This is a genomic window from Nocardia paucivorans NBRC 100373, from assembly GCF_000308675.1.
GTDB classification, from domain to species: Bacteria; Actinomycetota; Actinomycetes; order Mycobacteriales; family Mycobacteriaceae; genus Nocardia; species Nocardia paucivorans.
Window position 1 is genome coordinate 113,992 of sequence record NZ_BAGE01000038.1, and the last position, 26,514, is coordinate 140,505.

Genomic DNA, 26,514 nt, shown 5'->3' on the forward strand with positions numbered 1-26,514 from the left:
CTGGCGCGCCGGGTTCATGATCGGGCCGGCCTGGCCCGAAACCTCGCGGTCGGCTATGAGCCGGTGCCCGATGATCGGAGCCGCACACCTGGCCGCGGCGCGTGAGAGTCAAGGGTATGAGCCGCTGACAGGACCCCGGTGTTCGGTCCACCCGGACCGAACCAGAGGGGGCAGGTCAACAGCGGATCGGCAGCAGGAAGTCGACCTTCACCATCTTCCCTCCACACCTCAACGGTGTCGGATGTCGAGGGTGAACTGCTCGGTGAATATCTGGCCGACCGTGAAAACCGCCTCGGTTCTGCGAGTGGCGGGGTTGTACGGTGACGAGTACGCCATCGAATCCGTTGTCGCGGATATGGCTTTGTGACAGCCGGTGTCCGGCCCCGGTTTCACCGTCCACGTACGTCCGGGAGCCGGGCCCGCGGCACTGCACACGACCGGAATCCCGTGTGATCGGCAGGAATTGCTCCTGCCCGGGTAGTCGTAAGAGGGTGGTCCGTCTGCCCGAGCGTTATCGGCCGATCTGTACCTACGGGGTGGTGAGTGCCTGCACGACCGCTGTGCCGAACTGGAGATCGTTACTGCTGGGGAGAACGGTGTACGTGCCGCCGGTCCGTTCGGTGAGGGTGCGCAGGGCATCTGCGCCTGCACCGCCGACGACGAGGACGTCGATCCGCACGGGGGTATCCGACGAGCCGATATCCGTGATCTCGGACAACAGCTCGTCGTCGGTGAGCTCGGAGTCGTCCTCGGGGCCGTCGGTGATGAGCAGGATCGAGTTGGTGTAGCCGTCCCGATAGTCGGACACGGCCGCCCGGTAGGCCGCGACCAGCGCGGGATAGCATTCGTCGGCCTCGGTGGATCCGGCGCGTACGGAGCCGACCGCGTCCATGACCTCGCCGCGATGCGCATCGGATAGTGGTGCGGTCTGCGCGGCCACCTGGTAGGAATCGCCGCCGGAGAGGTTCTTACCGAACTTCCAGACGCCGAGACCGAAATCGGGTGGCATCACGTTGACGGTGGAGGCCAGCGCGCCGACGGTATTGGTCATCCGGGTGGACGAGCCCTCATCGGTGCTCATCGACGCGGATACGTCGACCAGAACGGTGGCGTTCACGCCCAGCACCGGGTGGGCGAGTGTGGTACTCAGTTTGTCCAGGGCGGCGCGCGGCGGGACCGGCACCGGGTTCGGTGGGGGCGGGGCGAAACCCGCGGTGGTGAACTCCTGCAGGCTCTCCGGTTTACGCAGGAACTGGGCGAACAGGCCCGCGATCAGGTTCTGGGTCTTGTCCACCCACGGACCCGCCATCAGGGCGGCCGGATAGTCTGCGATCGGTGCGGTGCCGGCGGGTACGAATGCGGTCGCGCCGCCGGCGGTGTCGAGTTGGCGCACGGTCACCGGCACCGCGTGTATCGAGGCCGCGGCCGGGTCGGATGCGGAGAGCGCGGCCAGGGCCGCCGGGATATCGGTGGACTCGGGCGCGTGGGTGGCCACCCCGGACACTGCGGCGACCGCTTGTCCGGATGCGGCGCCTTCGGCGGTGAGCGGGTCGGTGCCGGAGACAGAACCCGCGATGGCGGCGGCCACGGCCAGGGAGGAGTCACCGACCGGTAGCGCCAGCTTCAACCCACCCCAGCCGGACAGGCCGATCTCGTCCAGGGAGCCCTGTTGTAGACGCGGCAGGTCCACCCAGGAGACCTGGGCGGATTCCAGGGCGCCGCGCAGTTGGTCGGGAACGGCGAGCACGATCGGGCTGGAGGCTATGGATTCGGGTTGTCCCTCGATCAGGCCCGGTACCCGTACGGATTCGATCGAACGTGTGGAATCGGGGATCCACAATCCCGGCTGGGGGCCGAGCGCCGGATCCCACGGGCCGTTCGCGGCGAGCGCGGCGGCTATATCCGCCGACGGACGGTCCGTCACCACCACCTTCGCGCAGTGGTCCCGCACCTTCGGTTCGGTCGCGTTGTACCGGTCGGCAATGGCGCGGACCGGTGCGGCGATCTCGGGGTCGACCGTGACGTCCAGGGTGGCGGGCCCCTCGACGCATTCTCCGGCGGCGACGCCGGCCCGCTCGTCGGAACGTTCGCTCAGCCGGAACCAGAGGAAGACCGCGGATACCAGCAGTAGCACGGCCACGACGACGACAACCGGCCCCGCGCTGATACTTCTGGAACTGGTTGCGCTGCGATGGGATCCCACGAGCGCCAAGTGTAAGTGCGGGCGGGAGGGGGTATGGGGCCACCCCGCGTGACCCCATACCCTCTTTACTCGCGGATCATCCGACCGCGGTCGAACTCCCGGCCGCCCCAGACACCGGACTGGCCGGTGCGCTCGGCGAACTCACCGCACTCCCGACGGATGGGGCAGCTTCCGCACACCTGCCGGGCATAGGCGAAGTCCTGGGACGGGTACGGAAACCATGCCTCATGGTTCGGGTCGCCCCGGCACGCGGCCCGATGCCAGTCGTGGCTGTCCGACATCGGCAGCAGATCGGTCAGTACTTCCATGGCCATGTCGATCCCTCCTTTCGTGGATCGCCTCGGGTGTCTTCACGGGCACGCGGCGAGCTGTTTCCAAACGCGCCGCTGTTTCTTGGCCAAGGGGTCGGGCTCCTTCGGCTCCCACAGCAACCGCATCCCGGCCTCCTCCGGGGTGCGGTCGGCCTTGGCCGTATTGCAGGGAGCGCAGCAGGCGATGAGGTTCTCCCAGGTATTGGGCCCACCACGGCTGCGCGGCCGAATATGGTCGACGGTGTGCGCCCATCCACCGCAATAGCCGCACCGGTTGCCGTCGCGGCGCAGGACCCCGGCGTGTCCGGCCCGACCGTCCGCTCGCAGCGGGGTCGCCGCGGCCAGGTAGACGTAGCGGACCAGCCGAATGGTTTCGGGGAGCATGATCTCCAGGTGCTGCGACCGAATGGGGAAATGCGGCCGGCGCACCACGACCGATTCGGCGACTCCACCGGCCACCAGGGTCACGGCCCGGTCGGCGGTGATCTCGTCCAACGCCTCGTAACTGGCGTTGAGTACCAGGACGCGGGTGTGTGTCCAGTTGTCGGCGGTGAGCGTTACCGGCTCGGTGGAGTGCAGAATAGGCATGGGAGCACCCTGTTCGTGACGTGCGGGAATACCCCCGCGGGTGGGTGATTGGGCGAAAAGGCGGATATGCGAGTTACTGTCGCGCCGGGAGGAGGCCGCCGAGCACGACATCGTTGTAACCGCGAAGTGATCGTGCCGGGTCGGTGTATTCGACCGGATACAAAGGCGTCTCCTCCTTTCGATGCTCGTAGATTCGCCACCGCGGCGAATCGGATGTGATCATGGTGGCGTACCGAAGGCGCTTTTGTCAGTTCATTTTTCGCGCCGCTATATCCGCGTGACCGGCCGAGGGAATCGAGCCGATATCGGTTCGGTGGGTGGGGATTTCATCGGTTGTGACGCCGACGAGTGTGGGGATCGGTCAACTCGCAGCGGTGACCAGCGCTTCGACGAGCGGCTCCGGTCCGATATCGGCGGGCAGGTCGGATACCTGGCCGTCACCGACTTCCACCAGCCGCCAGACACCGTCCTCGCGCCGGGCGAGATCTGTGGTGAGAAAGCGGGCGCCCAGTCGTGTGACGCATTCGGCAATGTGATCCAACGGGGGTATCGACCATTCGCCCGGTGTGTCGGGATGCGCGCCGACCAGCAGCGGCGCCCCGTCCAGCCACCACACCCGTGCCTCTGCCGCTCGATGGGCGCCGGTGCCGAAGGCCGCGAAGGCTTCGAAGGTCCGTAGCACGATCCCACCCGTGAGATAGGGGCCCTGTTCGGCGACGAAAGCGGCCACGACGCGGTGCAGGCAGTCGGGGTCGGTGAGGTCGGGGATGTAGCAGGCGGTATCCCAGGCGTGCTTGGCCGATTTGACGAAATCCTTGACGATGCCCGCACCGTCGCCGAGCGGGGCCGCCAGATCCGACAGGGTGGCCGGGTCCGGTACCCGGCCCGGCGGGGTGGGCAACCACCGACTCGCCGGAGTCACGGCAGCGAACGTTTCGTACCAACCGGGTAGTTCATGTGCGCTCCGGTAGGCCGCGGCATCCGTGATGAGCGATGTTCCGCGGGCCAGAAGAGCGTCGGCCAGGGCGGAGTACTCGGCCGAGGGGATCATCCACCCGCGATACCACACGGGCCCGATATCGCGGGGAACATTGCGAACCGCCGCCGCGGCATCACCGGCCATCAGCAGATCGTGGTCGATCAACCCGATGGTCGCACCGAGTTCGCGCGCCACGGCGGTCTCCGCGGCGAAATGAGGGTCGGTTCGTCGCCGATCGAGCGGATCGACGCACGACAGAATACCGGGCATCGGAAAATGATCTCCTGTCCTGCCGTCGGGAGAAAACCGAATTCGCGCAAGCGATTGTCCGGGTAGGTCCGCGCATGCTCATCTACCTTCATCGGGTGATTCGGGACGGTTTCGGAATTTCGAGCCATGATTTGCACCGGGCGAGGTGGGAAGGCCATCGGCAGTGCGGTGTCGGGCCGATCGTCGATCATGGCTCGCGCCTCGCGGCGAATCTCGGGCAACCTCGATCGGTGGCGTTATCCGAGTAGAGTGCGGGGTGGCAGCGCTCTCACCCGGTGCATCGGTAGCGTGCTACCGACCGGTAACATGGCATCGACTTTTCACCCGGCTTTCGGAAGTGAGGCAGTAGATGACAGAGCGGATTCGGGTCGGTGGACTCCAGGTGGCCGGCGTTCTCCACGAGTTCGTCGAGAACGAGGCACTTCCGGGTACCGGCGTGGACTCCGCCACGTTCTGGACCGGCGTCGAGCAGATCGTCAACGATCTGGCCCCGCGCAACCGGGCGCTGCTGGCCGAACGCGACGAGATCCAGGGCAAGATCGATGCGTGGCACGCCGAGAACCCCGGCGCGAACTACGACAAGGCCGCCTACAAGAAGTTCCTGACCGAGATCGGATATCTGCGTCCGGAGCCGGCCGACTTCCAGATCACCACCGCCAACGTCGACGACGAGATCGCCGCCACGGCCGGACCGCAGCTGGTGGTGCCGGTGATGAACGCCCGGTTCGCCATCAACGCCGCCAACGCCCGCTGGGGATCGCTGTACGACGCGCTCTACGGCACCGACGCCATCTCCGAGGAGAACGGCGCCGAGAAGGGCACCGGCTACAACAAGGTGCGCGGTGACAAGGTCATCGAATGGGCGCGCAACTTCCTCGACGACGCGGTTCCCCTCGTCACCGGCTCACATGTCGGCTCGCGGGGTTACGCCATCGTCGACGGCGAGTTGGAGGTGACCCTGGAGGACGGGACCACCATCGGCCTGGCCGACGCCTCGCAGCTGGTCGGCTATGTCGGTGACCCGGCGTCGCCTTCGGCGGTGCTGTTGAAGAACAACGGTCTGCACATCGAGATCCAGATCGATCCCGACTCGCCGATCGGCAAGACCGACAACGCCGGTATCAAGGACGTGGTGCTGGAAGCGGCCGTCACCACCATCATGGACTTCGAGGACTCGGTCGCCGCCGTCGACGCCGAGGACAAGGTGCTCTGCTACCACAACTGGCTCGGTCTGATGAAGGGTGACCTCGCCGAGGAGGTCACCAAGGGCGGCAAGACCTTCACCCGCACCATGAACCCCGATCGTGTCTACACCGCGCTCGACGGTTCCGAACTGGTGCTGCCCGGTCGCTCGCTGCTGTTCGTGCGCAATGTCGGTCACCTGATGACCACCGATGCCATTCTCGACGCCGAGGGCAACGAGATCCCCGAAGGCATCATGGACGGCCTGATCACCTCGCTGATCGCCAAGCACAGCCTTCTCGGCAACGCCCGGGTGCGCAACAGCCGCACCGGCTCGGTGTACATCGTGAAGCCTAAGATGCACGGCCCCGACGAGGTCGCCTTCACCAACGAGCTGTTCGCCCGGATCGAGGACGTGCTCGGCCTCGAGCGCAACACCCTCAAGGTCGGCATCATGGACGAGGAGCGCCGCACCACGGTGAACCTCCAGGCCTGCATCGAGGCCGCATCCGAGCGCGTGGTGTTCATCAACACCGGCTTCCTGGACCGCACCGGCGACGAGATCCACACCTCCATGGAGGCGGGTCCGATGATCCGCAAGGCGGAGATGAAGACCCAGCGGTGGATCCTGGCCTACGAGGACTGGAACGTCGATATCGGCCTGGCCACCGGACTGCCGGGCAAGGCGCAGATCGGCAAGGGTATGTGGGCCATGCCCGACCTGATGGCGGATATGCTCACCCAGAAGATCGGTCACCCCACCGCCGGTGCCACCACCGCTTGGGTGCCCTCGCCCACCGCCGCCACCCTGCACGCCACCCACTACCACAAGGTGGATGTCTTCAAGCGGCAGCAGGAGATCGCCAAGGGCGGCCGCCGCGCTACCGTCGACGACATTCTGGAGATCCCCCTGGCCGCCGATCCGAACTGGACCGACGAGGAGAAGCAGCAGGAACTGGACAACAACTCCCAGTCCATTCTGGGTTATGTGGTGCGCTGGATCGATCAAGGCGTCGGCTGCTCCAAGGTGCCCGACATCAACGATGTCGCGCTCATGGAAGACCGCGCCACCCTGCGCATCTCCAGTCAGCTCATGGCCAACTGGCTGCGACACGGTGTGGTGACCGCCGACGATGTGGTGGCCAGCCTGGAGCGGATGGCCCCGGTGGTCGACCGGCAGAACGCCGGTGATCCGAACTACCGGCCGATGGCGCCCGACTTCGCGGGCAGTATCGCCTTCCAGGCCGCCAAGGACCTCATCCTGGAAGGCGCCAAGCAGCCCAACGGCTACACCGAGCCGATCCTGCACCGCCGCCGGCGCGAGGCGAAGGCATTGGCCGCCAAGAACAACGGCTGACAGCGGTAGATCCGAGCGGATGGTGGGCGCCCCGGTCGAAAGGCCGGGGCGCCCACGCGTATCGGGGACGAACGGCGGGGCTTCCCATGTATCGGACGCATGCCGGACGGAATGTGATTGGGTTGGGCGACCACGGGTAGTGCGACGGCACAACAGCGACAGGCGGCCGCTTCCCGCCGCCGGGAGGAGAACACGATGGCTATCGAGATCCGTTCTGTGACGGTCCTCGGAACCGGCGTCCTCGGTTCACAGATCGCGTTCCAGACCGCATTCCACGGATTCGACGTCACCGTCTACGACATCGATGACCGGGCATTGGCCGCCGCGCGGGACCGCTTCGACCGCCTTGCCGCGGCCTATCGGGCGGAGGTGTCCGGTGCCACCGACGACGAGATCGAGCGGACTCGATCGGGCATCGCTTCGACCACCGACCTCGCTGCTGCGGTGAAGGACGCCGATCTGGTGATCGAGGCGGTACCCGAGGTCCTCGACATCAAGCGCGAAATCTATACGCGCCTCGGCGAACTGGCGCCGAATCACACCATCTTCGCCACGAACTCGTCGACCCTGCTGCCGAGCGCCATGAAGGACTTCACCGGTCGCCCGGACAAATTTCTCGCACTGCATTTCGCCAACCAGGTGTGGAAGTTCAACACCGCCGAGGTGATGGGCACACCACAGACCGATCCGGAGGTATTCCGGGCGGTGGTGGATTTCGCCGAGCGGATCGGCATGGTGCCGATCGAATTGCACAAGGAGAAAGCGGGTTACGTGCTGAACTCGCTGCTCGTGCCGTTTCTCAACTCCGCGATCACGCTCGCCGCGGGCGGTTACGCCGAACCGGAGGCGGTCGACAAGACTTGGCGTATTGCCACCGGCGCCCCGGTCGGTCCGTTCCAGATCCTGGACGTCATCGGCCTGACCACGCCCTACAACATTCTCGTGCACGGTGGTGAGGACGAGCGGCGCCTCGCGGACTGGTTGAAAGCCGAGTACATCGATAAGGGCAAACTCGGCCTCGCCACGGGGGAAGGTTTCTACCGATACGGCGAGTGATCGGTCGGATTCCTCGGTTGCACTCGGTCCTGTCTTGTCGCAGGCGGTGGTCGGCCCCTAGCCTGGGCGCGGTAAACGGAACCGACGTTAGGAATGTTTGATGGGTAGTACCGCCCTCGATATCGTTGCTTTGATCGTGCATCGGTTGGGCGCGTTCTGGCAATGGTTCGTCACCGGTTCGGCCGGTTTCCCGCCACTGTGAGTCGGTAGACGACCGTCCCCGGGAGTCCGGACATCTCAGGGTGTCCGGACTCCCGGCGCGTCATGAGCCGGTGACATGGCGCCTGGTTGGAATGTGTACCGATCCTTCGTCGGTCGATACCAGGGAGGCCCCTGCTTCGGTTTCGGTACCGTTGCGATACCGGTGTCGGTGAGAGTGTTGCTCATCGCCGTATGTCCCGCGGAGTGCAGTTTCCAGTAGTTCCGGCGCGGATGGGCTGCGGCCGGAGAAATTGCTTGTCACCGGGAGTGGGTGCGGGTGAATGCGGTTGATTACCGTTGGTCCATAATGATGAACATATCGGCTTTCAGGCTTGCTGATTCGTGTAGTTCTGCCACTATTTCGTGCGGCTTCGCGCCGGGGTCTCGGGTGGTCACCACTGTTCCGTCCAGCCCGGCGTTATATGGATGGAGGAAACCCACCTCTGCACCCGAGTTCAAACGGATCAGCAAGAATTCGCCGAAATCGGGAGCATTGCTGAATGCGCATCTCATCAAGGATTCGATGTCATTTACCGACCCCTTTATGCGAGCTATCGGATGTGCCGATAAAAAATTGGACAGTCTGTTTTCTGGAAGTCGATCGAAGGGCCTCTTCGGCCAAGGGCGAAGCTCCTGCATATGTGCTGCAACCTCGGAGAGGAACAGTCTTATGTCCTTTTCGCTTTCACTGGTGAGGGCATCCGATGGTATGGGAGATCCCGAGTCCAGGCCGAATGCGAGAGCGTTGTACTCCTCCTCCGCCGTGAGGGACCAGAGGGGGTCGGTTACCAGCTCAATTGCGACCCGTCGCGCCAGGTTTGTATCGAGAGCTCTGTCGAACTGAACTCTGTAGAGAATGGCATTGACGATGCCGGGCCATGGTGTATCCACTGTCGGATTCCTATTCCGATGCGTAGAGAACGACTTTGTCCATGGGTAGTTTCACCCCCAGATTGCGCAGGTGTTCCAAGGCCTGTAGCGTGTGCATAACGCTCGGTACGTAGTGGCCGCTGCGGTCCGACATCGCCTGTATTATCCCTTTCTCGACTTTTATCGTCCCTGCGGCTGCGACAGGGGAGCCGGCAAGGAAGCTGGAGTGTTGGAATTCGCCGATCTTGGCGAACTTGGATGCGTAGAACCGCCCCTGTTCATCCATGACAAAAATGGCGTTTCCATCCCCGAGCAGTCCACCTCCTGTAGTATCGAACAATCTGCCGTCGGAGTCGTAGATCTTTCCGTCACGCACTGCCAAAAGGAATCTCTGACGCGATTTCTCGTCATAGTACTTTACTGGATTTTTATTCCAGATGCTCATGCCTTTTTCGTGTTCCCCTATAAATCTTTCCTGCATGGGTATGGTGGCAAAGGGCGGAGAAGTCCTGTGCTGTATGGGTTTGATTCCTGGTAATGTATCCTCATCGGGATCTATATCGTTGTGCGCGGTCGACCTGAAGCGCTTGGAGAGTTCGTAATCCAGGCCGGGATGGTCTTTTCCGACTCGATGAAGTGTCTCGGCGCTCATGTAGACATCGCGAGCTACGGTCTCGGTCCCACCCTTTACCGCGGTCTTGAGCCGGAAGACGATCGCCGACATCAGTTTCGTCAAACTGTTCACGGTAGCCTTACATCACGGAACAACGGTGCCAGTGGATCGTCTTCGGACAATTCGCCTGACGACCTCCGAAGCGTACCGTTACCCGCGTTTCGCGGGCCGGTTTTTCCACAGGAACCGGAATGGTCCGAACCGGTGTGGACGAGTGGGTATGCCGTGAGGTACGCGAAGACATCGGCACGTTCGCGTCAGGTCCGTATCGGAAGTGTCACCCGCGGAAGCATCGAGGTATGCCGCCGACCGAGTTGTGCATGTGGCACTCGATAGTGGGCCCACAGCAGCGGGGAAGAGATGGAGTCGATCGCTCCTATGCCTGCGCGAGCAGGGTTTCACACATTGTCAGTAACCGGGCGCGCAGTATCCTGGAGCGTTCCGCTATCTCGGACTGTTGTCGGACGTATTCGGCCCGTCCGGCGGGAGTCTCGATACAAATCGGTTCGTACCCGTAATCGGTGAGATCGTAGGGGCTCGCCCGCATATCGAGCTCCCGCGCGTGCATTGCCGATTCGAAGCAGTCCAACACCAGATCCGACGAGATGAGCGGCGTCATCTTGAAAGCCCACTTGTACAGGTCCATATTCGCGTGTAGACAGCCCGGTTGTTCGGTGTCGATCTGGGTTTCCCGGCTGAGGGGGTGGGCATTGCGCCCGACCGCCTCGGGGGTGAAGAAGCGGTAGGCATCGAAGTGAGTGCAGCGCAACGACATCGATTCGACCACGGCATTCGTGCCGGCGGCGCCCAGTCGTAGGGGAACCGTGCGGTGGCGAACCGCATCGGTGCGATACACCATGGCCCATTCGTGCAGACCGAAACAGGACAGTCGGGTCGGACGGGCCGCGGTGGCGCGCAGCAGTTGAGCGACGAATTCTATGGTGTTGCGCCGTTTGCGCAGGAACGTCGGGTCGGTGGTCACCACCGTGCCACCGGGACGTGTGGCCTCGATCGCGTCGATCCGGGTCGGATCCGGCTCCTCGGCCGAGCGAGTACCGGATTCCTTCTCCACCTCGGACAGCGGGATGCGGTGATAGCCGCGCATTCCGTCGTACTCGGCGGCATCGGCCAATGCGATTCCGTGGCCGGGATGCCAACGTCGCAGCTGGGCGGGTTTGTGGCCGTAGTAGGTGAACAAGAAGTCGATCACGGGGTGGGGCGCACCCGCCGCTCGCCGACGCAGATACGGCCCGACCAGCGTATCCACCCGCTCACGGTGAATCGCGGCACGGGCCCGCCATTCCGACTCGGGTAGCACCCGCAGCTCGGTCGCCACCATCATTCGCTCACCCGGTGGGTGGTGTCGCGCACGGTGCCGACGAATTCCTCGACCAGATCCTCCAGGGCCACGATGCCCACGGTATTGCCTCGGGCGTCGACGACCCGACCCAGATGCGAATTGGTGCGCCGCAACCGGGCGAGTGCCTCGTAGAGTGTGGTGCCGACCAGAACGGCGGGCAGCGGTCGGATATCGGTGCGCGGAATGAGGGTGTCCGGCCCCGCCGACTCGTCGGCGACCTTGTCCAGAACGTCCTTGACGTGCAGGTACCCCACCAGGGCGCCGGTATCGGCGCGTACCGGGTACCGGGAGAACCCGGTCTCGGCCACCGCGTTCTCCATATCTCCGAGGGTGGTGCCGTCACCGCGCAACGGGATGGTGCGGGTTCGCGACAGCGGAACCATCACTTCGCCGACGGTGCGGTCGCCGGTGCCCAATGCCTGGGTGAGGCGGCGGTGTTCCTCCTCGTCGAGCAAACCCTCCGAACGGGATTCCCCGATCATCTCCGCCAGTTCGTCGCTGGAGACCGTGCTCTCGAGTTCGTCCTTGGGTTCGATGCGCAGCATTCGCAGCGACAGGTTGGCGGCCGTGTTGTAGACGGCGATGAGCGGGCGGGCAAGGCGCAGCCATAGCAGGTGGATCGGCACCAACAACAGGGCGCTGCGCTCCGGGCCGGCCAAGGCAATGTTCTTGGGGATCATCTCGCCGAACAGGATGTGCAGGATCACCACGATGATCAGCGCGATGGTGAACGCCACCGGGTGCAGTAATCGGTCGGGCAGACCGAGCAGGTGGAACGGATATTCCAGCAGATGCGCCACCGCCGGTTCACCGATACGGCCCAGCAGAATGGAGCAGATGGTGATGCCCAACTGGGCGGCCGCCAGCATCATGGACAGGTTCTGTCCGGCCCGGATCACCGTCTCGGCCTGCCGTTTGCCCTGAGCGGCCATGGCCTCGAGCCGGTCGCGGCGGGCGGAGATGAGGGCGAATTCGGCGCCGACGAAGAAGGCGTTACCGGCCAATAGGACAACGGTCAGCGCGATGGCGAGCAGATCACCCATGATGATGCTCCCACTCGCGAAGCGCCGGTTCCTGCCGTTGTTGTTCGGCGAGTTCCGTGGCGTCGACCGGGACCAGCCGCACCCGGTCGATACGGCGACCGTCCATTCGGTCGACGCGGGCGAGCCAACCGCCGGGGGTCTCGGGATTGTGCCGGTCGTGCGCCCGGCGTTCGGGCAGGACCACGACATCTCCGGTTTCCGGGATTCGGCCGAGCCGGTGCAGCATCAGACCGCCCAGGGTTTCGTACTCGCCTTCGGGAGCCTCGTAGCCGGTGGCGCGGAAGAGTTCATCGATGCGCAACAGCCCGGAGCAGTCCCAACCGTCGGAGACCCGACGCACATCGCGTTCTTCCTCGTCGTGTTCGTCGCGGACGTCGCCGAGAATCTCCTCGATGATGTCCTCCATGGTCACCATGCCCGCGGTGCCGCCGTATTCATCCACCACCAGCGCGACCTGCATGCCGTGGGCGCGGACGCGTTCGAGCACCTCGTCGCCGTCGAGGCTGGCCGGCACCACCGGCACCGGGCGGGCGAGCTGCTGCAGGGTGACGCCGCGGCGCTGCTGCGCCGGATAGGTGAACGCCTGCTTGACGTGCACCACGCCGAGGGTGTTGTCCATATCGCCGTCGACCACCGGGAACCGGGAGTAACCGGTGCGAGCGGCGGCGGCGAGCAGATCGGCGATGGTGTCCGAGCGGTCCAGCGATTCGATCTTGACCCGCGGGGTCATCAACTCCTCGGCGCTGCGCTCGCCGAACCGCAGCGAGCGATCCATCACCAATGCGGTGCGCTGGTCCAGGGAGCCGCGCTGGGCGGAAGTGCGTACCAGTGAACCGAGTTCGGCCGGGGAACGGGCCGAGCGCAGTTCCTCGGCCGGTTCCACTCCGAAGCGCCGCACCATCCAGTTTGCGGTGCCGTTGAGGAAATGGATCATCCACTTGAACACCACCGAGAACGCGACCAGCGGTCCGGCCGTGACCCGAGCGGTGGCCAGTGGCGCGGAGATGGCGATGTTCTTCGGCACCAGCTCGCCGTAGACCATCGACAGCGAGGTGGCCAACAGCAGCGCCAGCACCAGAGAAATCCCGGTGGTGGCGGTCTCGGACATACCGAGCGCGGTGAAGAGGGGGGACAGGAGGCGGGCCAGCACGGGCTCGGCGATATAGCCGGTGATCAGTGTGGTGATGGTGATACCGAGCTGGGCCCCGGACAACTGGAACGACAGGGTTCGATGAGCCTGACGGACCGCGCGGGCGCGAACGTCGCCCTCGCGGGCGTGGGCTTCGACGGTACTGCGTTCCAGCGCGGTGAGCGAGAACTCGGCGGCCACGAACAATGCCGTGCCGACGGTGAGCGCCACGAATCCGATCAGGCTGAGCACGGTGAGTGCGATGGTCATATCAGCACCACCGCGCCGGCGTCGCCCCCGAATGGACGGTGGTACCCGGAGTCGACGGGAAGTCGATCATGTCGTGGTGGATTGCCGGGAGAGAGAAGGCGCCGGGTTTGTCACCCGGCTCGGTAGATGAGCCCTCCTGAGTGGCGCCCTCGGACGCGGGTGACAAGTGGTTCCTTTCGCACTGTGAGTCGGGCCGGCGGCCGCCGGCTACTCTCATGCTACCGGCTCATGCATACAGGTGCATGAGCCGGTGCGGTGGTGTGCGGATGCCGGCCGGGTTCACCAGCCTTTGGGCAGCGGGCGGCCCTCGGCGAAACCGGCGGCCGACTGCACACCCAGGACCGCCTTGGCGTGCAGCTCCGGCAGGGTTCGGGCACCCGCGTAGGTGCAGGCGCTGCGCACCCCCGAGCAGATGTGGTCGATGAGATCCTCGACGCCGGGACGTTCCGGATCCAGCCGCATCCGCGAATGGGAGATACCCTCCTCGAACAATGCCTTGCGGGCGCGGTCGTAGGCCCGGTCGCCGGCCGTGCGGGCGGTAACGGCGCGTTTGGAGGCCATGCCGAAACTCTCCTTGTAGGCATTGCCGTCACGGTCGATCCGCAGGTCCCCGGGTGACTCGTAGGTTCCCGCGAACCACGACCCGATCATGACATTGGACGCGCCCGCGGCCAGTGCCAAGGCGACGTCACGGGGATGGCGAACCCCGCCGTCGGCCCAGACGTGAGCACCCAGTTCCGCTGCCGCGGCGGCGCATTCCGCGACCGCCGAGAACTGGGGGCGACCGACACCGGTCATCATGCGGGTGGTGCACATGGCGCCCGGCCCGACCCCGACCTTGACGATATCGGCGCCGGCCGCCACCAGGTCTCGGGTTCCCTCGGCCGAGACGGTGTTGCCGGCCACCAGCGGCACCCCCAATCCCAGGTCCCGGATGGCGCGCAGGGTATCCAGCATCTTCACCTGGTGGCCGTGCGCGGTATCGACCACCAACACATCGGCCCCCGCGTCCACCAGCGATTTGGCCTTGTCCGGGACGTCGCCGTTGATGCCGACGGCGGCGGCGATCCGCAGTTTGCCCGCGGTGTCCACGGCCGGGGTGTAGATACCGGTTCGTATGGCGCCGGTGCGGGTGAGCACGCCGGCGAGGGTGCCGTCCTCGGCGAGTAGAACCGCCAGATCGGAGTGCTCGCTGTGGAGACGGTCGAAGATCTCCCGCGGTTGGGCGGTTACCGGTGCGGTGACGAAATCGGCGGTCGCGACATCACGAAGCCGGGCGAACCGATCCACATCGGCGCAGCCGGCTTCGGTGACCACACCCACCGGCCGGTCCTGCTCCACCACGATCACCGCGCCGTGCGCGCGTTTGTGGATCAGGGCCATGGCGTCGGACACCGAATGCTCGGGTGTCAGGGTGACCGGGGTATCGGCCGTCAACGAGCGGCTCTTGACGAACGCGATGGTCTCGGCCGCCGCGTTCAACGGCAGGTCCTGGGGGAGTACGACGATTCCGCCGCGCCGGGCGACGGTCTCGGCCATCCGACGACCGGCGACGGCGGTCATATTCGCCACCACGATGGGGATGGTGGTACCGGATCCGTCGACGGTGGACAGGTCCACGTCGAACCGGGACGCCACATCCGTGCGGTTCGGAACGAGGAAGACATCGTCGTAGGTCAGGTCGTACGGCGGCTGATGTCCGGGGAGAAATTGCACTGCTCCGATGTTAATCGGGTCACCTCGTCCGCGGGTCGCTCTCGAGCGTACGGCGTCGATCGAAAGATTTCGGTGCGTCTCGACGGATATGGTGTCTCCGCTCGGTGCCCGGCGCTTCGTCGAGGCCGTGGGAGCGGCCCGAGGGGCTCAGGCCGTGGGAGCGGTCCGAGGGGCTCAGGCCGTGGGGCGCTTGCGAGCGCGGCGGGCCGGGCCGGTGCGTCCGGGGCGATGTGGCGAACGGTCGCGTGGATCGGCGGTGCGTCCGGGGCGGTGCGCGCGTCCGTGCGTGTCGGGGGCGCGGTCCGATGCTGCCCGAGACGCGCGCGATGCGGTACCGGGTGGGGTGCGGGCACCGGTGAGACGGTGCAGTTCGCGGTCGTCGGGGCGTATCCGGTGCTGCTCGACCGGAATTCCGGCCGATCGGAAGAGCTCGGCGACTTCGGTGCGCTGCTCGGGAGTGACCAGGGTGACGATGGTGCCCGTGGCTCCCGCGCGTGCGGTGCGGCCGGCGCGATGCAGGTAGTCCTTCGGATCCGCGGGCGGATCGACATGGACGACCAGCGAGACGTCGTCGATGTGGATACCACGGGCGGCGATATCGGTGGCGACCAGAACGTCGACCGAACCGTCGGCGAACGACTCCAGAGTGCGGGTGCGTTTCCGTTGCACCTTGCCGCCGTGCAGGGCGGAGGCCGCGATACCGGCGTCACGCAGTCGGCGGGTCAGGCGTTCGGCGCCGTATTGGGTGCGCACGAATAACAGCGTTCGGCCGGTTCGGGCCGCGATTCGGGCAATGACCTCGGGTTTGTCTTCTGTTCGCACATGCAACAAATGGTGGGTCGCGGCCGGGGTGGTGGTGGGTTGCACGTCCGCGGTATGGGTGACCGGGTCGTGCAGATATCGGTCGACGAGGTCCTGGACGTCTCGGTCCAGGGTGGCCGAGAACAGCAGACGTTGCCCGTCGGGGCGGGTCAGGTCCAACAGTCGCCGAAGCTGCGGTAGGAAACCGAATTCGGCCATATGGTCGGCCTCGTCGACGGCGGTGACGCGTACCTCGTCGAGCGCCGCCGCGCCCCGATCCACCAGATCGGCCAGCCGGCCGGGGGTGGCGACGAGCAGATCCAGGCCGCGCAGCAGTCGATCGGCCTGCCGTGCCACGGGTATTCCCCCGACCGCCGTTCCCGAACGCAGGCCCAGGGCGGTGGTGAAGGGTTCCAGGGACCGTTCGATCTGTATCGCCAGTTCCCGGGTGGGAGCCAGGATCAGGCCGCGGGGGCGGCGCGGTATGGCGGGCGCATTGGCCAGCCGGACCAGTAGCGGCAGCCCGAAGGCGAGGGTTTTTCCGGAGCCGGTCGGCGCCCGGCCCAATATGTCGCGGCCCGCAAGGGCATCGGGGATGGTGGCCACCTGAATGGGGAAGGCATCGGTGATTCCTTCCCGGCGCAAGGCCTGGACCAAGGGAACCGGAAGCCCCAGCTCGGTGAAAACCGGACGCCCCGGCGGGGTGTCCGACACGGTGGGGTCAGGCACGGAACAACCGGCTCAACTCGACCAACCAGGGAATGGCCACGGCCAGGGTCGGCACCACGAGGATGGCGGCCGAGGCCGAATAGGCGGCGATCGCGATCCGCACATCGCCCACCGGACCGGCCAGCCGCTGGATACGGATGAGGGTGCTGGGTCCGCCCACCGCCAGCGCGCCGCGCGGGGCGGGGGATTTCGAGCACGCCACCAGGGCACGGGCCAGGGGTTTGGGACCGGTCACCTTCACCGCGGAATCGTCGGCGAGCAGCTCGATGAGCAGTTTGACCGAGTCCAGCGCCGATTTGCTGCGGACGAATCGGGGAAAGGCCTGGTGGGCCGCAGTGAACGCCTCCAGCACCAGATCGTGCCGGGCCCGCAGGTGGGAGCGTTCGTGGCTGAGGATGGCGGTGAGTTCCTGTTCGTCCAGGTTGTCCAGGGTGCCCGCGCTGACCACCACCCGCTGCCGCAGACCGGGCAGACAATAGGCGATGGGTTCGGCGGCCGCGAGCACCCGGATATCGGCGGCGCGCCGCACCGGCCCGCTCTGGTCCAACAGATCGACCAGCATGCGGTGGCGGGCGCGGCGCCGCCGAGTGTGCACGCCGACCCGGATCACGGCGTAGATCAATCGGGCGCCGATCAGCAGGGTGAGGGCGAAGACGATGACATAGGCCAACCACAGCGGCAGGCCCAGGACATCGATCTCGTCGGTGGGGCTGGTGGTCGGCCGTCCGTCGGGGCCGGGAACCAGGAGTTCACTGGCGATCGCCAGCCCGGAGCCGAACGCGCTGAGCACCGCGGCCAGGGCGATGGCCTGCCAGAGCACGAGTGCCGCACGGGGAGTTCGATGGGTCCATTTCGCCCGACTGAGCAATTCCGGGGCGGGCCCCGCGAGAAGCAAAGCGAGTCCGGCGAAAACCGGCGCGGCTGCATTCATCGACTCGACTCACTGCGTTGTGCGGTCAGGGTCGGAGGTCACTGCGAGTTCCCGGTGTCCTCCGTTGCTTCGAGCTTAGCGAGTGCATCCCGGAGCGCCGCGGCCTCGTCCTTGCCGACCTGCTCCACGAAGTGCACCAGGGCCGCGGCCCGGCTGCCTGCCTCGTCGGCCTGCTGTAGGGCGTCCATCATGAGACCGGCCACCAGCTCGTCGCGGGTATGTACGGGAGCGTACCTGTGCGCGCGGTCGTCACGTCGCTGGACCACCAGGTTTTTCTTCGCCAGCCGCTGTAGCACCGTCATCACCGTGGTGTACGCGAGTTCGCGGCGTGCGGACAGGGCCTCGTGGACCTGTCGGACCGTTTGCGGTTCATCGGTCGACCACAATTGGTCCATGACCGCTTTCTCGAGTTCACCAAGACCTGCCATTCCACCGATTTTACGGGTTCAACGACAGGGAGGCGTACTACAGGTCGTCGTAACTCGGCGGTAGTCATGTGGTATGCGTCATAGCCGGTTCGTGCGGCGTATCGCGGCCCTCGTCGGTGCGGTCGATATGCCGGGTGCCGATCGGCACGATCATCGGTCGGCCCGAGATCGGGTCCTGTAGGAGCGAGGCGCGCAGTCCGAAGACCTCGTACAACAGATCGATGTCGATGATCTCGGTGGGGGACCCCTGGGCGACGATCCGGCCCGCGCGCATGACCACCAGCCGATCGCTGTAACGGATGGCCAGATTCAGATCGTGTAACACCATCACCACGGTGCGGCCCAGATCGGCGTGCAGCCGGTCGATCAGATCGAGCACCTCGAGCGCGTGCGCGAGATCCAGATAGGTGGTGGGTTCGTCGAGCAGCAGGATATCGGTGCCCTGCGCCAAGGCCATGGAGATCCAGGCGCGTTGGCGTTGTCCGCCGGACAGTTCGTCGAGGGGGCGGTCGGCCAGGTCGGCGATACCGGTCTGCTCCAGTGCGGCGTGCACCTCGGCCTCGTCGTCGGACGACCACTGTCGTAGCCAGGACTGGTGCGGATGTCGGCCGCGGGCGACCAGATCGGCCACGGTCAGCCCCTCGGGGGCCACCGGACTCTGAGGCAGCATCCCGAGGAGGCGGGCCACCTCCTTCGTCTTCAGCGACGAAATGGCCTTACCGTCCAGGACGACTCGTCCGGAGCGCGGCCGCAACAGCCGTGCCAGCGAACGCAGCAGGGTGGACTTGCCGCACCCGTTCGGGCCGATCACGGTGGTCACCACACCAGGAGTTATATCCAGGTGCAGGCCGTCGACGATGGTGCGTTCACCGTAGCCGAGGGTGAGGTTCTCGGCGGAGAGTCGATGGGCGGGGGCGGTCCCGGAGGGTCCGGAGGACGCGGCTCGTCCGGTGGTCACAGCGTTGCCTTCCGATTGATGTGCACGAGCAGCAAAAGTAGGAACGGTCCGCCGATGGCGGCGGTGACGATACCGACCGGCAGTTCCACGGGGAAAAGGTTGCGGGCGATGAGGTCCGCGCCGACCATCACGATCGCGCCGAGCAGCGCCGACCCGATGAGTGGTTCCCCGGGTGTCCGCAGCAGCCGGCGGGCCAGTTGCGGGGCGAGTAGGCCCACGAAGGCGATCGGCCCGGCCGTGGCGGTCGCCACCGAGACGCCCACGACCGCGGCCCCGATCAACAGGGCCTGCCGGCGGTGGAGGCGCACCCCCAGCACGCGGGTGGTGTCGGCGCCGAGCCGGAGCGCGGCGAGGGTGTGGGCCGATCCCAGGGCGATCGCCACCACGAATGCCGTGGCCACGGCGGCGGGAACGAGGGCGGAGTAGGACGTCGTGGCGAGCGACCCGGTCAGCCACTGCTGAAGGCGCATGGTCTCGGTGAGCGGCGAACGAGCGAGCAACCAGTTGATCCCGGACAGCAGCAGCGAATTCGCCCCGACGCCGATGAGTACCAGCCGCAGTCCGCTCGCCCCGCGATCGCCGGTCGGGTTGCGCCCCCAGGACAGCAGGTGGATCGTCGCCGCGGTCAGCAGTCCGCCCGCGATGGCGGCCGCGGGGGCGCCGAGACCGGCGGCCAGGCCCGTCGTCGCGCCTCCGGCGCCGACCACCACCGCCACCGCACCCAATCCGGCGCCCGCGCCGATACCGAGAACATCGGGCGCGGCGAGCGGGTTGTGCAGCACCGACTGGGTGATGGCGCCCGCCAGCCCCAGGGCGATGCCCACCACGACCGCGGTGAGTGCCCGCGGGAGCCGGGATTCCAGCACGATGAACCGCTGCGAGCGGGTTCCACCCCCGGCCAGCACCTCGAGCACCCGGGCCGGCGGTAACGGGGTCCCGCCGAAGGCGATGTGCAGACAGAACAGGAGGAACAGTGTCGCTGCCAGTGACGCCACCACGGCCACCATCGCCGGGCGCCACACCAGCGATACGGTGCCGAGTCGCAGGGCGGCCGGAACTCGGGCGGTCCTCGATGTGGCCGATGTGGTCTCGGGAAGGGAAGCGGTCACGGGTTCACCGCCTTCCGTCGCCGCACCAGGGCGATGAAGAACGGTACGCCCAGGAGCGACAGCATCATTCCGGCCTGGAGTTCCGCCGGCCGGGCCACGATCCGACCGGCGATATCGGCGATCAGCAATACCGCCGCGCCGAACAGGGCCGAATACGGCAACAGCCATCGATGGTCCGGTCCGGTGCAGGACCGGGCGATATGCGCGGCGGCCAGACCGAGAAACGCGATCGGCCCCACCGCGGCGGTGGCCGCGCCGCACAGCAATACCACCGCGGTCAGGCCCAATGCGCGGCTTCGGCCGATATGCACCCCCAGTCCGCGTGCCATATCGTCGCCGAGGCCGAGCAGGTTCAACCCTGGGGCGGCGGCCAGGGCCAGTACCATCCCGACCACCAGGAACGGGAGGATCTGCCAGAACACCGAGGCATCCCGGCCGCCCATGTCACCGATCACCCAGAAGCGGTAGCTGTCCAGTACGTTCGCGTCGAGCGTGACGATGGCATCGGTCAGCGCCTGGAGGAACGCGGTCATCGCGGCCCCGGCCAGGATCAGGCCCAACGGCCCGCCCCGTCCCATGCCGACTCCCGACGTGGCGAAGACCGCCAGACCTGCCAGTAGCGTTCCGGCGAAGGCGAGCCAGATGTACTGGACGGGTGTGGTGAGGGCGAACAGGGACGTGCCCAGGGCGCAGAGGAAACTCGCGCCCGCGGTGAGGCCGAGCAGTCCGCCGTCGGCGAGAGGGTTGCGGGTGTAGCCCTGGATCAGCGCGCCGGTCAGTCCCAGTGCCATCCCGGTGACCGCTGCCAGGGCGGTACGCGGGAGGCGCATCCCCCGCACGATCTGTTCGTCCGTCGAGCGCGCCATACAGCGGAAGAGGCCGTCCGGGCAGGTCAGAGCGTGCTCGAGGGCCGAATAGGCCGTGATGGGTGAGATCGTGCGACTCCCCACCGCCACTCCGAGGATCAGTAGCGCCGGCAGCCCGGCCAACAGTGCGAGACCGGCCAGGCGCCGGCGGCGCACGGTGCCGATGATTGCCACGCGGGGTGACTCCTTGCTCGAGCGAAATACTTGCCAGGTCTGGTAAGGCTAACCTATTTTCCGAGCAGTCGCCGTGCGACTCTCATCCCGAGGAGGCCCGATGTCCGAACTTGCACCCCCGCGCGTCATTCGCTCCTACGAGCCGACGTTCGGGCACGTCTGTTCCCGTCTTCGTGCGCTGCAACCGGAACATCCCCGGGTCTATGCCGTGGCGGCCATGGCCGACCAGGGCAAACGGCGGTGGTGGCGATTGGCCGACGACCCGCGGGAAGGGCGTATCGAGCTGATGTACCGGCGGCACGCCGCGGAGATGATCAGTGCTCGGGCGGCGGCGGAAGTCGTTGCCACGGCGCTGATCCACGCGGTGGTCGGACGTGTCGTCGCCCTCTGGGTCGCCGACGGGCGGGCCTGGGACCCGGGGCTGGAGAACCTGTGGGTTCACACCGACAACGACGGCGGTATCGACTGGGCCGGGCTGACCGACACCACGATCCGCGTGGTGAAGGGTGACTGCTCGGTCGGTGAGGCCGGGGTGGTGGTGCTGCCGTGCGAACAGGCCATGTCGGTGTGGTTGGCTCATCGATGCGAATCCGCGTTGGTTCTGGTGCAGGACGTTCTGGCGCGGAGTGCGGATCTGCCTGCGCGCCGTTTCTGGTCCCTGGTGGGCGAATCCGTTTCCGGCGCGGCCACCTATGTTCCCGAACTGGCTCGAACCGATGCCGTGGCCGGTATGCGGCGTGGTCAGGGGTTTCTGTTGGCGTTGGAGAACCGTGGACGTCCGGTGCGTCGCATTCAATGGGTTGCCTAGTTAGGTAAGGCTGCCCTATAGTCTATTTCGGCGGCGGATCGCGCGTGAGTCCCGAGGGCTGCGGTCGACTCCCGATCCAGAGCCGTGGCGGGCTCCACTTCGGTGGAGCCCGCCCTTTTCGTCGATCGCGCTTTCCTTTCGGCACGGATCTTCCGCGCGGATCGCCGGGCGGCGGTCACCGCCGAGACCGGTCGGCACGGCGTTTCTCGGGTCATGTCATGGTTTAGGCATGACGCAACAGCAAACCCAGCGGCCACGCTCGCTCGTCGGTCTCACCCCCGAACAGCTGAACGAATTCAGCAAGGGCACGTTCACCGATCTGATCGGTCTGCGGTTCACGGAATTCGGCCCGGATCGGGTGCGTGGTGAATGGGACGTCACCCCGCAACTGCATCAGCCCGCGGGGATCCAGAACGGTGGCGTGCTGTGCACTGTCGTCGAAACGCTCGCCAGCACCGGCGCCGGTGCCTGGTACGGGGAGCAGGGCAGCGTGGTGGGCGTGCACAACAGCACCGACTTCCTGCGCGCGGTGCGGGAGGGCACCCTGTTCGGCGAGGCGACTCCGTTGCACCGCGGTCGACTCCAGCAACTGTGGCAGGTGGTGATCACCGATGCGGAGGGCCGGAGTGTGGCCCGCGGGCAAGTGCGCCTGCAGAATCTACCCGCACGCTCCTGATCTACCCGCACGCTCCTGATCTGCCCGGACGGCGAGGGCCCGGCGACCGGGTGAACGGTCGTCGGGCCCTCGGCCGTTTCCGGCGGGTCAGATGCCGCCGGTGGAGAGCAGGCCGCCGTCGACGCGGACGGTCTCGCCGGTGATCCAGGATGCCTCGTCGGAAACCAGGAAACCGATCAGTCGGGCCACATCCTCGGGGGAGCCCAATCGCTTCAGCGGGTATGTGCGCGCCGCGGCCTCCTCGTCGGCGGAGTACAACGCATCGGCGAACTTGGTCTTCACCACTCCCGGAGCCACCGCGTTCACTCGGATCTTCGGACCCAACTGCCAGGCGAGTTCATCGGTGAGCCGAATGAGCGCGGCCTTGGACGCGCCGTAGGCGGCGATGACTCCGGTGGAGCGGATACCGGCCACGCTGGCCACATTCACGATCGCACCACCGTGGTCGCGCATCCAGGCCCGGTAGGCCTGCTGGACGTAGCCGAGCGCGGCGACGACGTTCACATCGAAGATCTTGCGCACCGCGTCCAGATCGGCCTCCATCAGCGACCCGAACACCGGGTTGATCCCGGTGTTGTTGATCAGAATGTCGAGTGAGCCGAATTCGGCCACGGCCCGATCGACGGCGGCCGCCCGTGCCTCGGCATCCCCGGAATTACCCGCCAGCGCGACGACCTCGCCCTGGTGACCGAGTTCACGCAGCTCTTCGGCAGCCTGTTCCAGCGGCTCGGGTTTACGGGCGGTGATCAGTACGTTGGCACCACGTCGCAGCAGCTCCGCGGCCACGGCATGGCCGATTCCCCGGCTGGCGCCGGACACCAGCGCGCTCTTGCCCAACAGATCGGTAGTCATGTGAAGGCAGGTTACGGCAGTTATCGGTGTCGGCATCCGCCGGGGCGAGCCGGGTGGACGGGTAAAATCGGTGGTTCCGTGTCCGGTATTCGACCACACTGCACCGAGGCGGGTGTGGGCCGCTCCTTTCCGCGGTCGCCCGTACGAGCCGGACAACTGCCCTGCGATCATGTGCTGAGGAGACATCTGTGATCACCGCGACGGACCTCGAGGTCCGGGCCGGCATCCGTACCCTGCTGTCGGCGCCGGGACCTGCGCTGCGGGTGCAGGCCGGGGACCGGATCGGGTTGGTCGGCCGCAACGGCGCGGGCAAGACCACCACTCTCCGCATCCTCGCGGGGGAGGGCGAACCCTATGCCGGGAAGATCGTTCGGTCGGGTGAGATCGGCTATCTGCCCCAGGACCCGCGGGAGGGCAACCTGGATGTGCTGGCCCGCGACCGGGTGTTGTCCGCCCGCGGTCTGGACACCCTCATCCGGGAGATGGAGAAACAGCAGGCGTTGATGGCAGAGGTGGCCGACGACGCCGAGCGGGAACGCGCCGTACGCAAGTACGGCCGGCTCGAGGAACGTTTCTCGGCGCTCGGCGGGTATGTCGCCGAAAGCGAGGCCGCCCGGATCTGCCACAGCCTCGGCCTTCCCGACCGAGTGCTGGACCAGGCCCTGCGCACCCTGTCCGGTGGTCAGCGGCGTCGAATCGAATTGGCGCGCATCCTGTTCGCCGCCTCCGACGGCAGCGGCGGCCGCTCGGACACCATCCTGCTGCTCGACGAGCCCACCAACCACCTGGACGCCGATTCGATCACCTGGCTGCGCGGTTTTCTGCAGAACCACGACGGCGGCCTCATCGTCATCAGCCACGATGTGGACCTGCTCGCCGATGTGGTCAACAAGGTGTGGTTCCTGGACGCGGTGCGCGGCGAGGTCGACGTGTACAACATGGGTTGGCGCAAATACCTCGACGCTCGCGCCACCGATGAACAGCGTCGGCGTCGCGAACGGGCCAATGCCGAGAAGAAGGCCGCGGCCCTGCGCGCCCAGGCGGCGAAGTTGGGCGCCAAGGCCACCAAAGCCGTTGCCGCCCAGAACATGGTCAAGCGGGCCGATCGGCTGTTGGCCGAACTCGACGAGGTGCGGGTGGCCGACAAGGTGGCCCGGATCAAGTTCCCGGAACCGGCCCCCTGCGGTAAGACGCCGTTGATGGCGGAGAACCTCACCAAGGTCTACGGCTCGCTGGAGATCTTCACCGGCGTGGACCTGGCCATCGACCGCGGCAGCCGGGTCGTGGTCCTCGGCCTCAACGGCGCCGGTAAGACGACCTTGCTGCGGTTGCTCGCCGGTGTGGAGCAGCCCACCGCGGGGCGGCTGGTGCCCGGCCACGGGTTGAAAGTGGGTTATTTCGCCCAGGAGCACGACACCCTCGACGACAACGCCACCGTGTGGGAGAACATCCGGCATGCGGCGCCCGACGCCGGGGAACAGGATCTGCGTGGGCTGCTGGGTGCGTTCATGTTCAGCGGACCCCAGCTGGAACAGCCCGCCGGAACCCTGTCCGGCGGTGAGAAAACCCGTCTCGCCCTGGCCGGTCTGGTGTCCTCGGCGGCGAACGTCCTGCTGTTGGACGAACCCACCAACAACCTGGATCCGGTCTCCCGGGAACAGGTGCTCGATGCGCTGCGCACCTATGCGGGCGCGGTCGTCCTGGTCACCCATGATCCCGGTGCGGCCGAGGCGCTGTCACCGGAGCGGGTGATCCTGTTGCCGGACGGCACCGAGGACCACTGGTCGGCGGAGTACCTGGAATTGATTCAGCTCGCGTGAGTTTCGTCCGATGATTTCCCGGTGTCGAACGTGACATTCCTCACAAGAATTGATTGATCATTGCCCGTCGAGTGCTTAGCCTGAGGAGGACGCTGCTCGGCGACTCGGAGGAAGCCATGGGCGACAGGCCGGCACAGAGCAAAACCACCAAAACCACCCTGGGGAAGGGCACACGGGTCACGGGTAAGTCCCGGGACCGCCTGCAATCACAGTTGAAGAAGCAATACGAGGCGGGAGCGAGCATCCGTTCGCTGGCCCGGTCCACCGGACGCTCCTACGGCTTCATTCACAACGTACTGGTGGAGTCGCACGTCCAACTCCGCAGCCGTGGTGGGGCCAACCGCCGCAAGGCGCGTTAGAGCCGCACCTCTGCCGCGAGAATCGACCGCCTCGCCACGCTCGGCGGCCGCGTTCACACGCGTCGGACGCCTCGGTATTGGCGCCCCGGTCGACCACGTTCCCTCGGTGGTCGTGGTCGTGGTCGTGGGCAATCGCGCTCCCGAGAGGGAGCCACCGGGCGGTTGCATGCGGCTGGTCGGATTCGGCTGCGATGACATCGAGCCCGTAGGGATGCGGTCGTCCGGACCGTTCGGTCGATGTCGACCGCCGTCGGTGGGGTGGTCTCCGGGAGGGCGGCCGGGGATTTCTCCGCCGAGGCGGGTTCACAATCCGAGTAGACCGGGATTGTCGGCCAGTTCGCGGAAGCGATCGGCGGGGTCGGCGAGTAGTTTTCGGGCATCGAGGTCCATGAGACCGCAGATCACCTGTATCTCGGCGGACAGGGTGTCGTCCAATTTGCGGGTCTGCTGGTGAATACGAAAGGTTTTGCCGGTGCCCCATTCGAACTCGCAGCTGATCCGTACCTCGTCACCGCCGCGCAATTCGCGCCGATAACTGATCGTGGTCTCCAACACCACCGGTCCGACCCGGCTCGCGCGCAGCTTCTCCTGGCCGATACCGGCGGCCTGGAGGCATTCCCAGCGCGCATGTTCGGCGTGTTGCAAATACACCGCTTGATTGAGGTGGCCGAGAACGTCCAGTTCGTAGCCGCGAACGGTAACAGGCACAGTAAAGGTCATAACAGGGCGAACGGGTAGGTGCCCCCGCGTTGTTCCCGCCGTGGGGCGGTCACCGCTGTGGGGACATTTCGGGAC

General features: G+C 66.3%; 24 protein-coding genes. 6 read left to right on the forward strand and 18 right to left on the reverse strand.

From position 1 onward, the window contains the following. Window positions 1-529: 529 nt before the first annotated feature. The 4 genes from ON32_RS09860 to ON32_RS09875 all read right to left on the reverse strand — a co-directional run bounded on the left by ON32_RS09860 (window position 530) and on the right by ON32_RS09875 (window position 4,351). The gene (locus ON32_RS09860; RefSeq protein ID WP_040790522.1) at window positions 530-2,203 is read right to left on the reverse strand and encodes a VWA domain-containing protein; all 1,674 of its coding nucleotides are present in this window, start codon (window positions 2,201-2,203) and stop codon (window positions 530-532) included. A gap of 65 nt (window positions 2,204-2,268) precedes the next feature. Further along, on the reverse strand, window positions 2,269-2,517 hold the full coding sequence (locus tag ON32_RS09865; RefSeq protein ID WP_040790523.1) for a WhiB family transcriptional regulator: 249 nt from the start codon (window positions 2,515-2,517) through the stop codon (window positions 2,269-2,271). A gap of 36 nt (window positions 2,518-2,553) precedes the next feature. Beyond that, window positions 2,554-3,102 (reverse strand): HNH endonuclease, encoded by a 549-nt coding sequence (locus ON32_RS09870; RefSeq protein ID WP_040790524.1) that lies wholly within the window; start codon window positions 3,100-3,102, stop codon window positions 2,554-2,556. A gap of 361 nt (window positions 3,103-3,463) precedes the next feature. Further along, window positions 3,464-4,351, reverse strand: coding sequence for an ATP-grasp domain-containing protein (locus tag ON32_RS09875; protein WP_040790525.1), 888 nt, complete (start codon window positions 4,349-4,351; stop codon window positions 3,464-3,466). Window positions 4,352-4,700: 349 nt separating this feature from the next. On the opposite strand from ON32_RS09875, the gene ON32_RS09880 reads away from it, so the two are divergent. Then, a complete protein-coding gene (locus ON32_RS09880; protein WP_040790526.1) occupies window positions 4,701-6,890 on the forward strand; it encodes a malate synthase G in 2,190 nt (729 codons plus the stop codon). 195 nt (window positions 6,891-7,085) lie between these two features. Continuing rightward, the gene (locus ON32_RS09885) at window positions 7,086-7,946 is read left to right on the forward strand and encodes a 3-hydroxyacyl-CoA dehydrogenase (RefSeq protein ID WP_040790647.1); all 861 of its coding nucleotides are present in this window, start codon (window positions 7,086-7,088) and stop codon (window positions 7,944-7,946) included. A gap of 492 nt (window positions 7,947-8,438) precedes the next feature. Here ON32_RS09885 and ON32_RS28780 read toward each other — a convergent pair whose 3' ends face one another. The 12 genes from ON32_RS28780 to ON32_RS09945 form a co-directional block, all read right to left on the reverse strand. Then, window positions 8,439-9,038 (reverse strand): hypothetical protein, encoded by a 600-nt coding sequence (locus ON32_RS28780; RefSeq protein WP_157224142.1) that lies wholly within the window; start codon window positions 9,036-9,038, stop codon window positions 8,439-8,441. 10 nt (window positions 9,039-9,048) lie between these two features. Continuing rightward, complete coding sequence (locus ON32_RS09895) at window positions 9,049-9,753, reverse strand: IQM protein middle domain-containing protein (protein WP_157224143.1); 705 nt, start codon at window positions 9,751-9,753, stop codon at window positions 9,049-9,051. A 313-nt stretch (window positions 9,754-10,066) separates the two neighbouring features. Then, window positions 10,067-11,032, reverse strand: a complete 966-nt coding sequence (locus ON32_RS09900; protein ID WP_040790529.1) for a hypothetical protein — start codon at window positions 11,030-11,032, stop codon at window positions 10,067-10,069. Continuing rightward, window positions 11,029-12,093 carry a hemolysin family protein gene (locus ON32_RS09905; protein ID WP_040790530.1) on the reverse strand — a complete coding sequence of 355 codons (1,065 nt, stop codon included), beginning with the start codon at window positions 12,091-12,093 and terminating at the stop codon, window positions 11,029-11,031. Before ON32_RS09905 ends, ON32_RS09900 begins: the two co-directional genes overlap by 4 nt. Then, entirely contained in the window at window positions 12,086-13,492 is a 1,407-nt protein-coding gene (locus ON32_RS09910) for a hemolysin family protein (protein WP_051133069.1), read from the reverse strand. Before ON32_RS09910 ends, ON32_RS09905 begins: the two co-directional genes overlap by 8 nt. A 279-nt stretch (window positions 13,493-13,771) precedes the next feature. Beyond that, window positions 13,772-15,208, reverse strand: a complete 1,437-nt coding sequence (locus ON32_RS09915) for a GuaB1 family IMP dehydrogenase-related protein (RefSeq protein WP_040790531.1) — start codon at window positions 15,206-15,208, stop codon at window positions 13,772-13,774. A gap of 174 nt (window positions 15,209-15,382) precedes the next feature. Further along, window positions 15,383-16,738, reverse strand: a complete 1,356-nt coding sequence (locus ON32_RS09920; protein ID WP_245550923.1) for a DEAD/DEAH box helicase — start codon at window positions 16,736-16,738, stop codon at window positions 15,383-15,385. Further along, the gene (locus ON32_RS09925; protein WP_040790532.1) at window positions 16,731-17,669 is read right to left on the reverse strand and encodes a M56 family metallopeptidase; all 939 of its coding nucleotides are present in this window, start codon (window positions 17,667-17,669) and stop codon (window positions 16,731-16,733) included. Before ON32_RS09925 ends, ON32_RS09920 begins: the two co-directional genes overlap by 8 nt. 38 nt (window positions 17,670-17,707) lie before the next feature. Then, window positions 17,708-18,097, reverse strand: a complete 390-nt coding sequence (locus ON32_RS09930) for a BlaI/MecI/CopY family transcriptional regulator (RefSeq protein WP_040790533.1) — start codon at window positions 18,095-18,097, stop codon at window positions 17,708-17,710. A 64-nt stretch (window positions 18,098-18,161) separates the two neighbouring features. Further along, complete coding sequence (locus tag ON32_RS09935; RefSeq protein WP_051133070.1) at window positions 18,162-19,055, reverse strand: ABC transporter ATP-binding protein; 894 nt, start codon at window positions 19,053-19,055, stop codon at window positions 18,162-18,164. Beyond that, a complete protein-coding gene (locus ON32_RS09940; protein ID WP_040790534.1) occupies window positions 19,052-20,164 on the reverse strand; it encodes a FecCD family ABC transporter permease in 1,113 nt (370 codons plus the stop codon). Before ON32_RS09940 ends, ON32_RS09935 begins: the two co-directional genes overlap by 4 nt. Beyond that, the gene (locus ON32_RS09945) at window positions 20,161-21,204 is read right to left on the reverse strand and encodes a FecCD family ABC transporter permease (protein ID WP_083874277.1); all 1,044 of its coding nucleotides are present in this window, start codon (window positions 21,202-21,204) and stop codon (window positions 20,161-20,163) included. Before ON32_RS09945 ends, ON32_RS09940 begins: the two co-directional genes overlap by 4 nt. A gap of 100 nt (window positions 21,205-21,304) precedes the next feature. Between ON32_RS09945 and ON32_RS09950 the strand changes: the two genes are divergently transcribed. Next, a complete protein-coding gene (locus ON32_RS09950; RefSeq protein WP_051133071.1) occupies window positions 21,305-22,012 on the forward strand; it encodes a hypothetical protein in 708 nt (235 codons plus the stop codon). A gap of 229 nt (window positions 22,013-22,241) precedes the next feature. After that, a complete protein-coding gene (locus tag ON32_RS09955; protein WP_040790535.1) occupies window positions 22,242-22,688 on the forward strand; it encodes a PaaI family thioesterase in 447 nt (148 codons plus the stop codon). A gap of 87 nt (window positions 22,689-22,775) precedes the next feature. Here ON32_RS09955 and ON32_RS09960 read toward each other — a convergent pair whose 3' ends face one another. Next, complete coding sequence (locus tag ON32_RS09960; protein ID WP_040790536.1) at window positions 22,776-23,540, reverse strand: SDR family oxidoreductase; 765 nt, start codon at window positions 23,538-23,540, stop codon at window positions 22,776-22,778. A 188-nt stretch (window positions 23,541-23,728) separates the two neighbouring features. On the opposite strand from ON32_RS09960, the gene ON32_RS09965 reads away from it, so the two are divergent. Then, complete coding sequence (locus ON32_RS09965) at window positions 23,729-25,360, forward strand: ABC-F family ATP-binding cassette domain-containing protein (protein ID WP_040790537.1); 1,632 nt, start codon at window positions 23,729-23,731, stop codon at window positions 25,358-25,360. Between the two features lie 116 nt (window positions 25,361-25,476). After that, window positions 25,477-25,719 carry a helix-turn-helix domain-containing protein gene (locus ON32_RS09970; protein ID WP_051133097.1) on the forward strand — a complete coding sequence of 81 codons (243 nt, stop codon included), beginning with the start codon at window positions 25,477-25,479 and terminating at the stop codon, window positions 25,717-25,719. Window positions 25,720-26,022: 303 nt separating this feature from the next. Here ON32_RS09970 and ON32_RS09975 read toward each other — a convergent pair whose 3' ends face one another. Beyond that, complete coding sequence (locus tag ON32_RS09975) at window positions 26,023-26,427, reverse strand: acyl-CoA thioesterase (RefSeq protein WP_245550924.1); 405 nt, start codon at window positions 26,425-26,427, stop codon at window positions 26,023-26,025. Window positions 26,428-26,514 lie beyond the last annotated feature (87 nt).

Excerpts from the sequence above, each read along its gene's own strand:
- ON32_RS09865 (WP_040790523.1), bottom strand. The coding sequence starts at position 2,517 with ATGGCCATGGAAGTACTGACCGATCTGCTGCCGATGTCGGACAGCCAC.
- ON32_RS09870 (WP_040790524.1), bottom strand. The coding sequence starts at position 3,102 with ATGCCTATTCTGCACTCCACCGAGCCGGTAACGCTCACCGCCGACAAC.
- ON32_RS09875 (WP_040790525.1), bottom strand. The coding sequence starts at position 4,351 with ATGCCCGGTATTCTGTCGTGCGTCGATCCGCTCGATCGGCGACGAACC.
- ON32_RS09880 (WP_040790526.1), top strand. The coding sequence starts at position 4,701 with ATGACAGAGCGGATTCGGGTCGGTGGACTCCAGGTGGCCGGCGTTCTC.
- ON32_RS09885 (WP_040790647.1), top strand. The coding sequence starts at position 7,086 with ATGGCTATCGAGATCCGTTCTGTGACGGTCCTCGGAACCGGCGTCCTC.
- ON32_RS09900 (WP_040790529.1), bottom strand. The coding sequence starts at position 11,032 with ATGATGGTGGCGACCGAGCTGCGGGTGCTACCCGAGTCGGAATGGCGG.
- ON32_RS09905 (WP_040790530.1), bottom strand. The coding sequence starts at position 12,093 with ATGGGTGATCTGCTCGCCATCGCGCTGACCGTTGTCCTATTGGCCGGT.
- ON32_RS09910 (WP_051133069.1), bottom strand. The coding sequence starts at position 13,492 with ATGACCATCGCACTCACCGTGCTCAGCCTGATCGGATTCGTGGCGCTC.
- ON32_RS09925 (WP_040790532.1), bottom strand. The coding sequence starts at position 17,669 with ATGAATGCAGCCGCGCCGGTTTTCGCCGGACTCGCTTTGCTTCTCGCG.
- ON32_RS09930 (WP_040790533.1), bottom strand. The coding sequence starts at position 18,097 with ATGGCAGGTCTTGGTGAACTCGAGAAAGCGGTCATGGACCAATTGTGG.
- ON32_RS09950 (WP_051133071.1), top strand. The coding sequence starts at position 21,305 with ATGTCCGAACTTGCACCCCCGCGCGTCATTCGCTCCTACGAGCCGACG.
- ON32_RS09955 (WP_040790535.1), top strand. The coding sequence starts at position 22,242 with ATGACGCAACAGCAAACCCAGCGGCCACGCTCGCTCGTCGGTCTCACC.
- ON32_RS09960 (WP_040790536.1), bottom strand. The coding sequence starts at position 23,540 with ATGACTACCGATCTGTTGGGCAAGAGCGCGCTGGTGTCCGGCGCCAGC.
- ON32_RS09970 (WP_051133097.1), top strand. The coding sequence starts at position 25,477 with ATGGGCGACAGGCCGGCACAGAGCAAAACCACCAAAACCACCCTGGGG.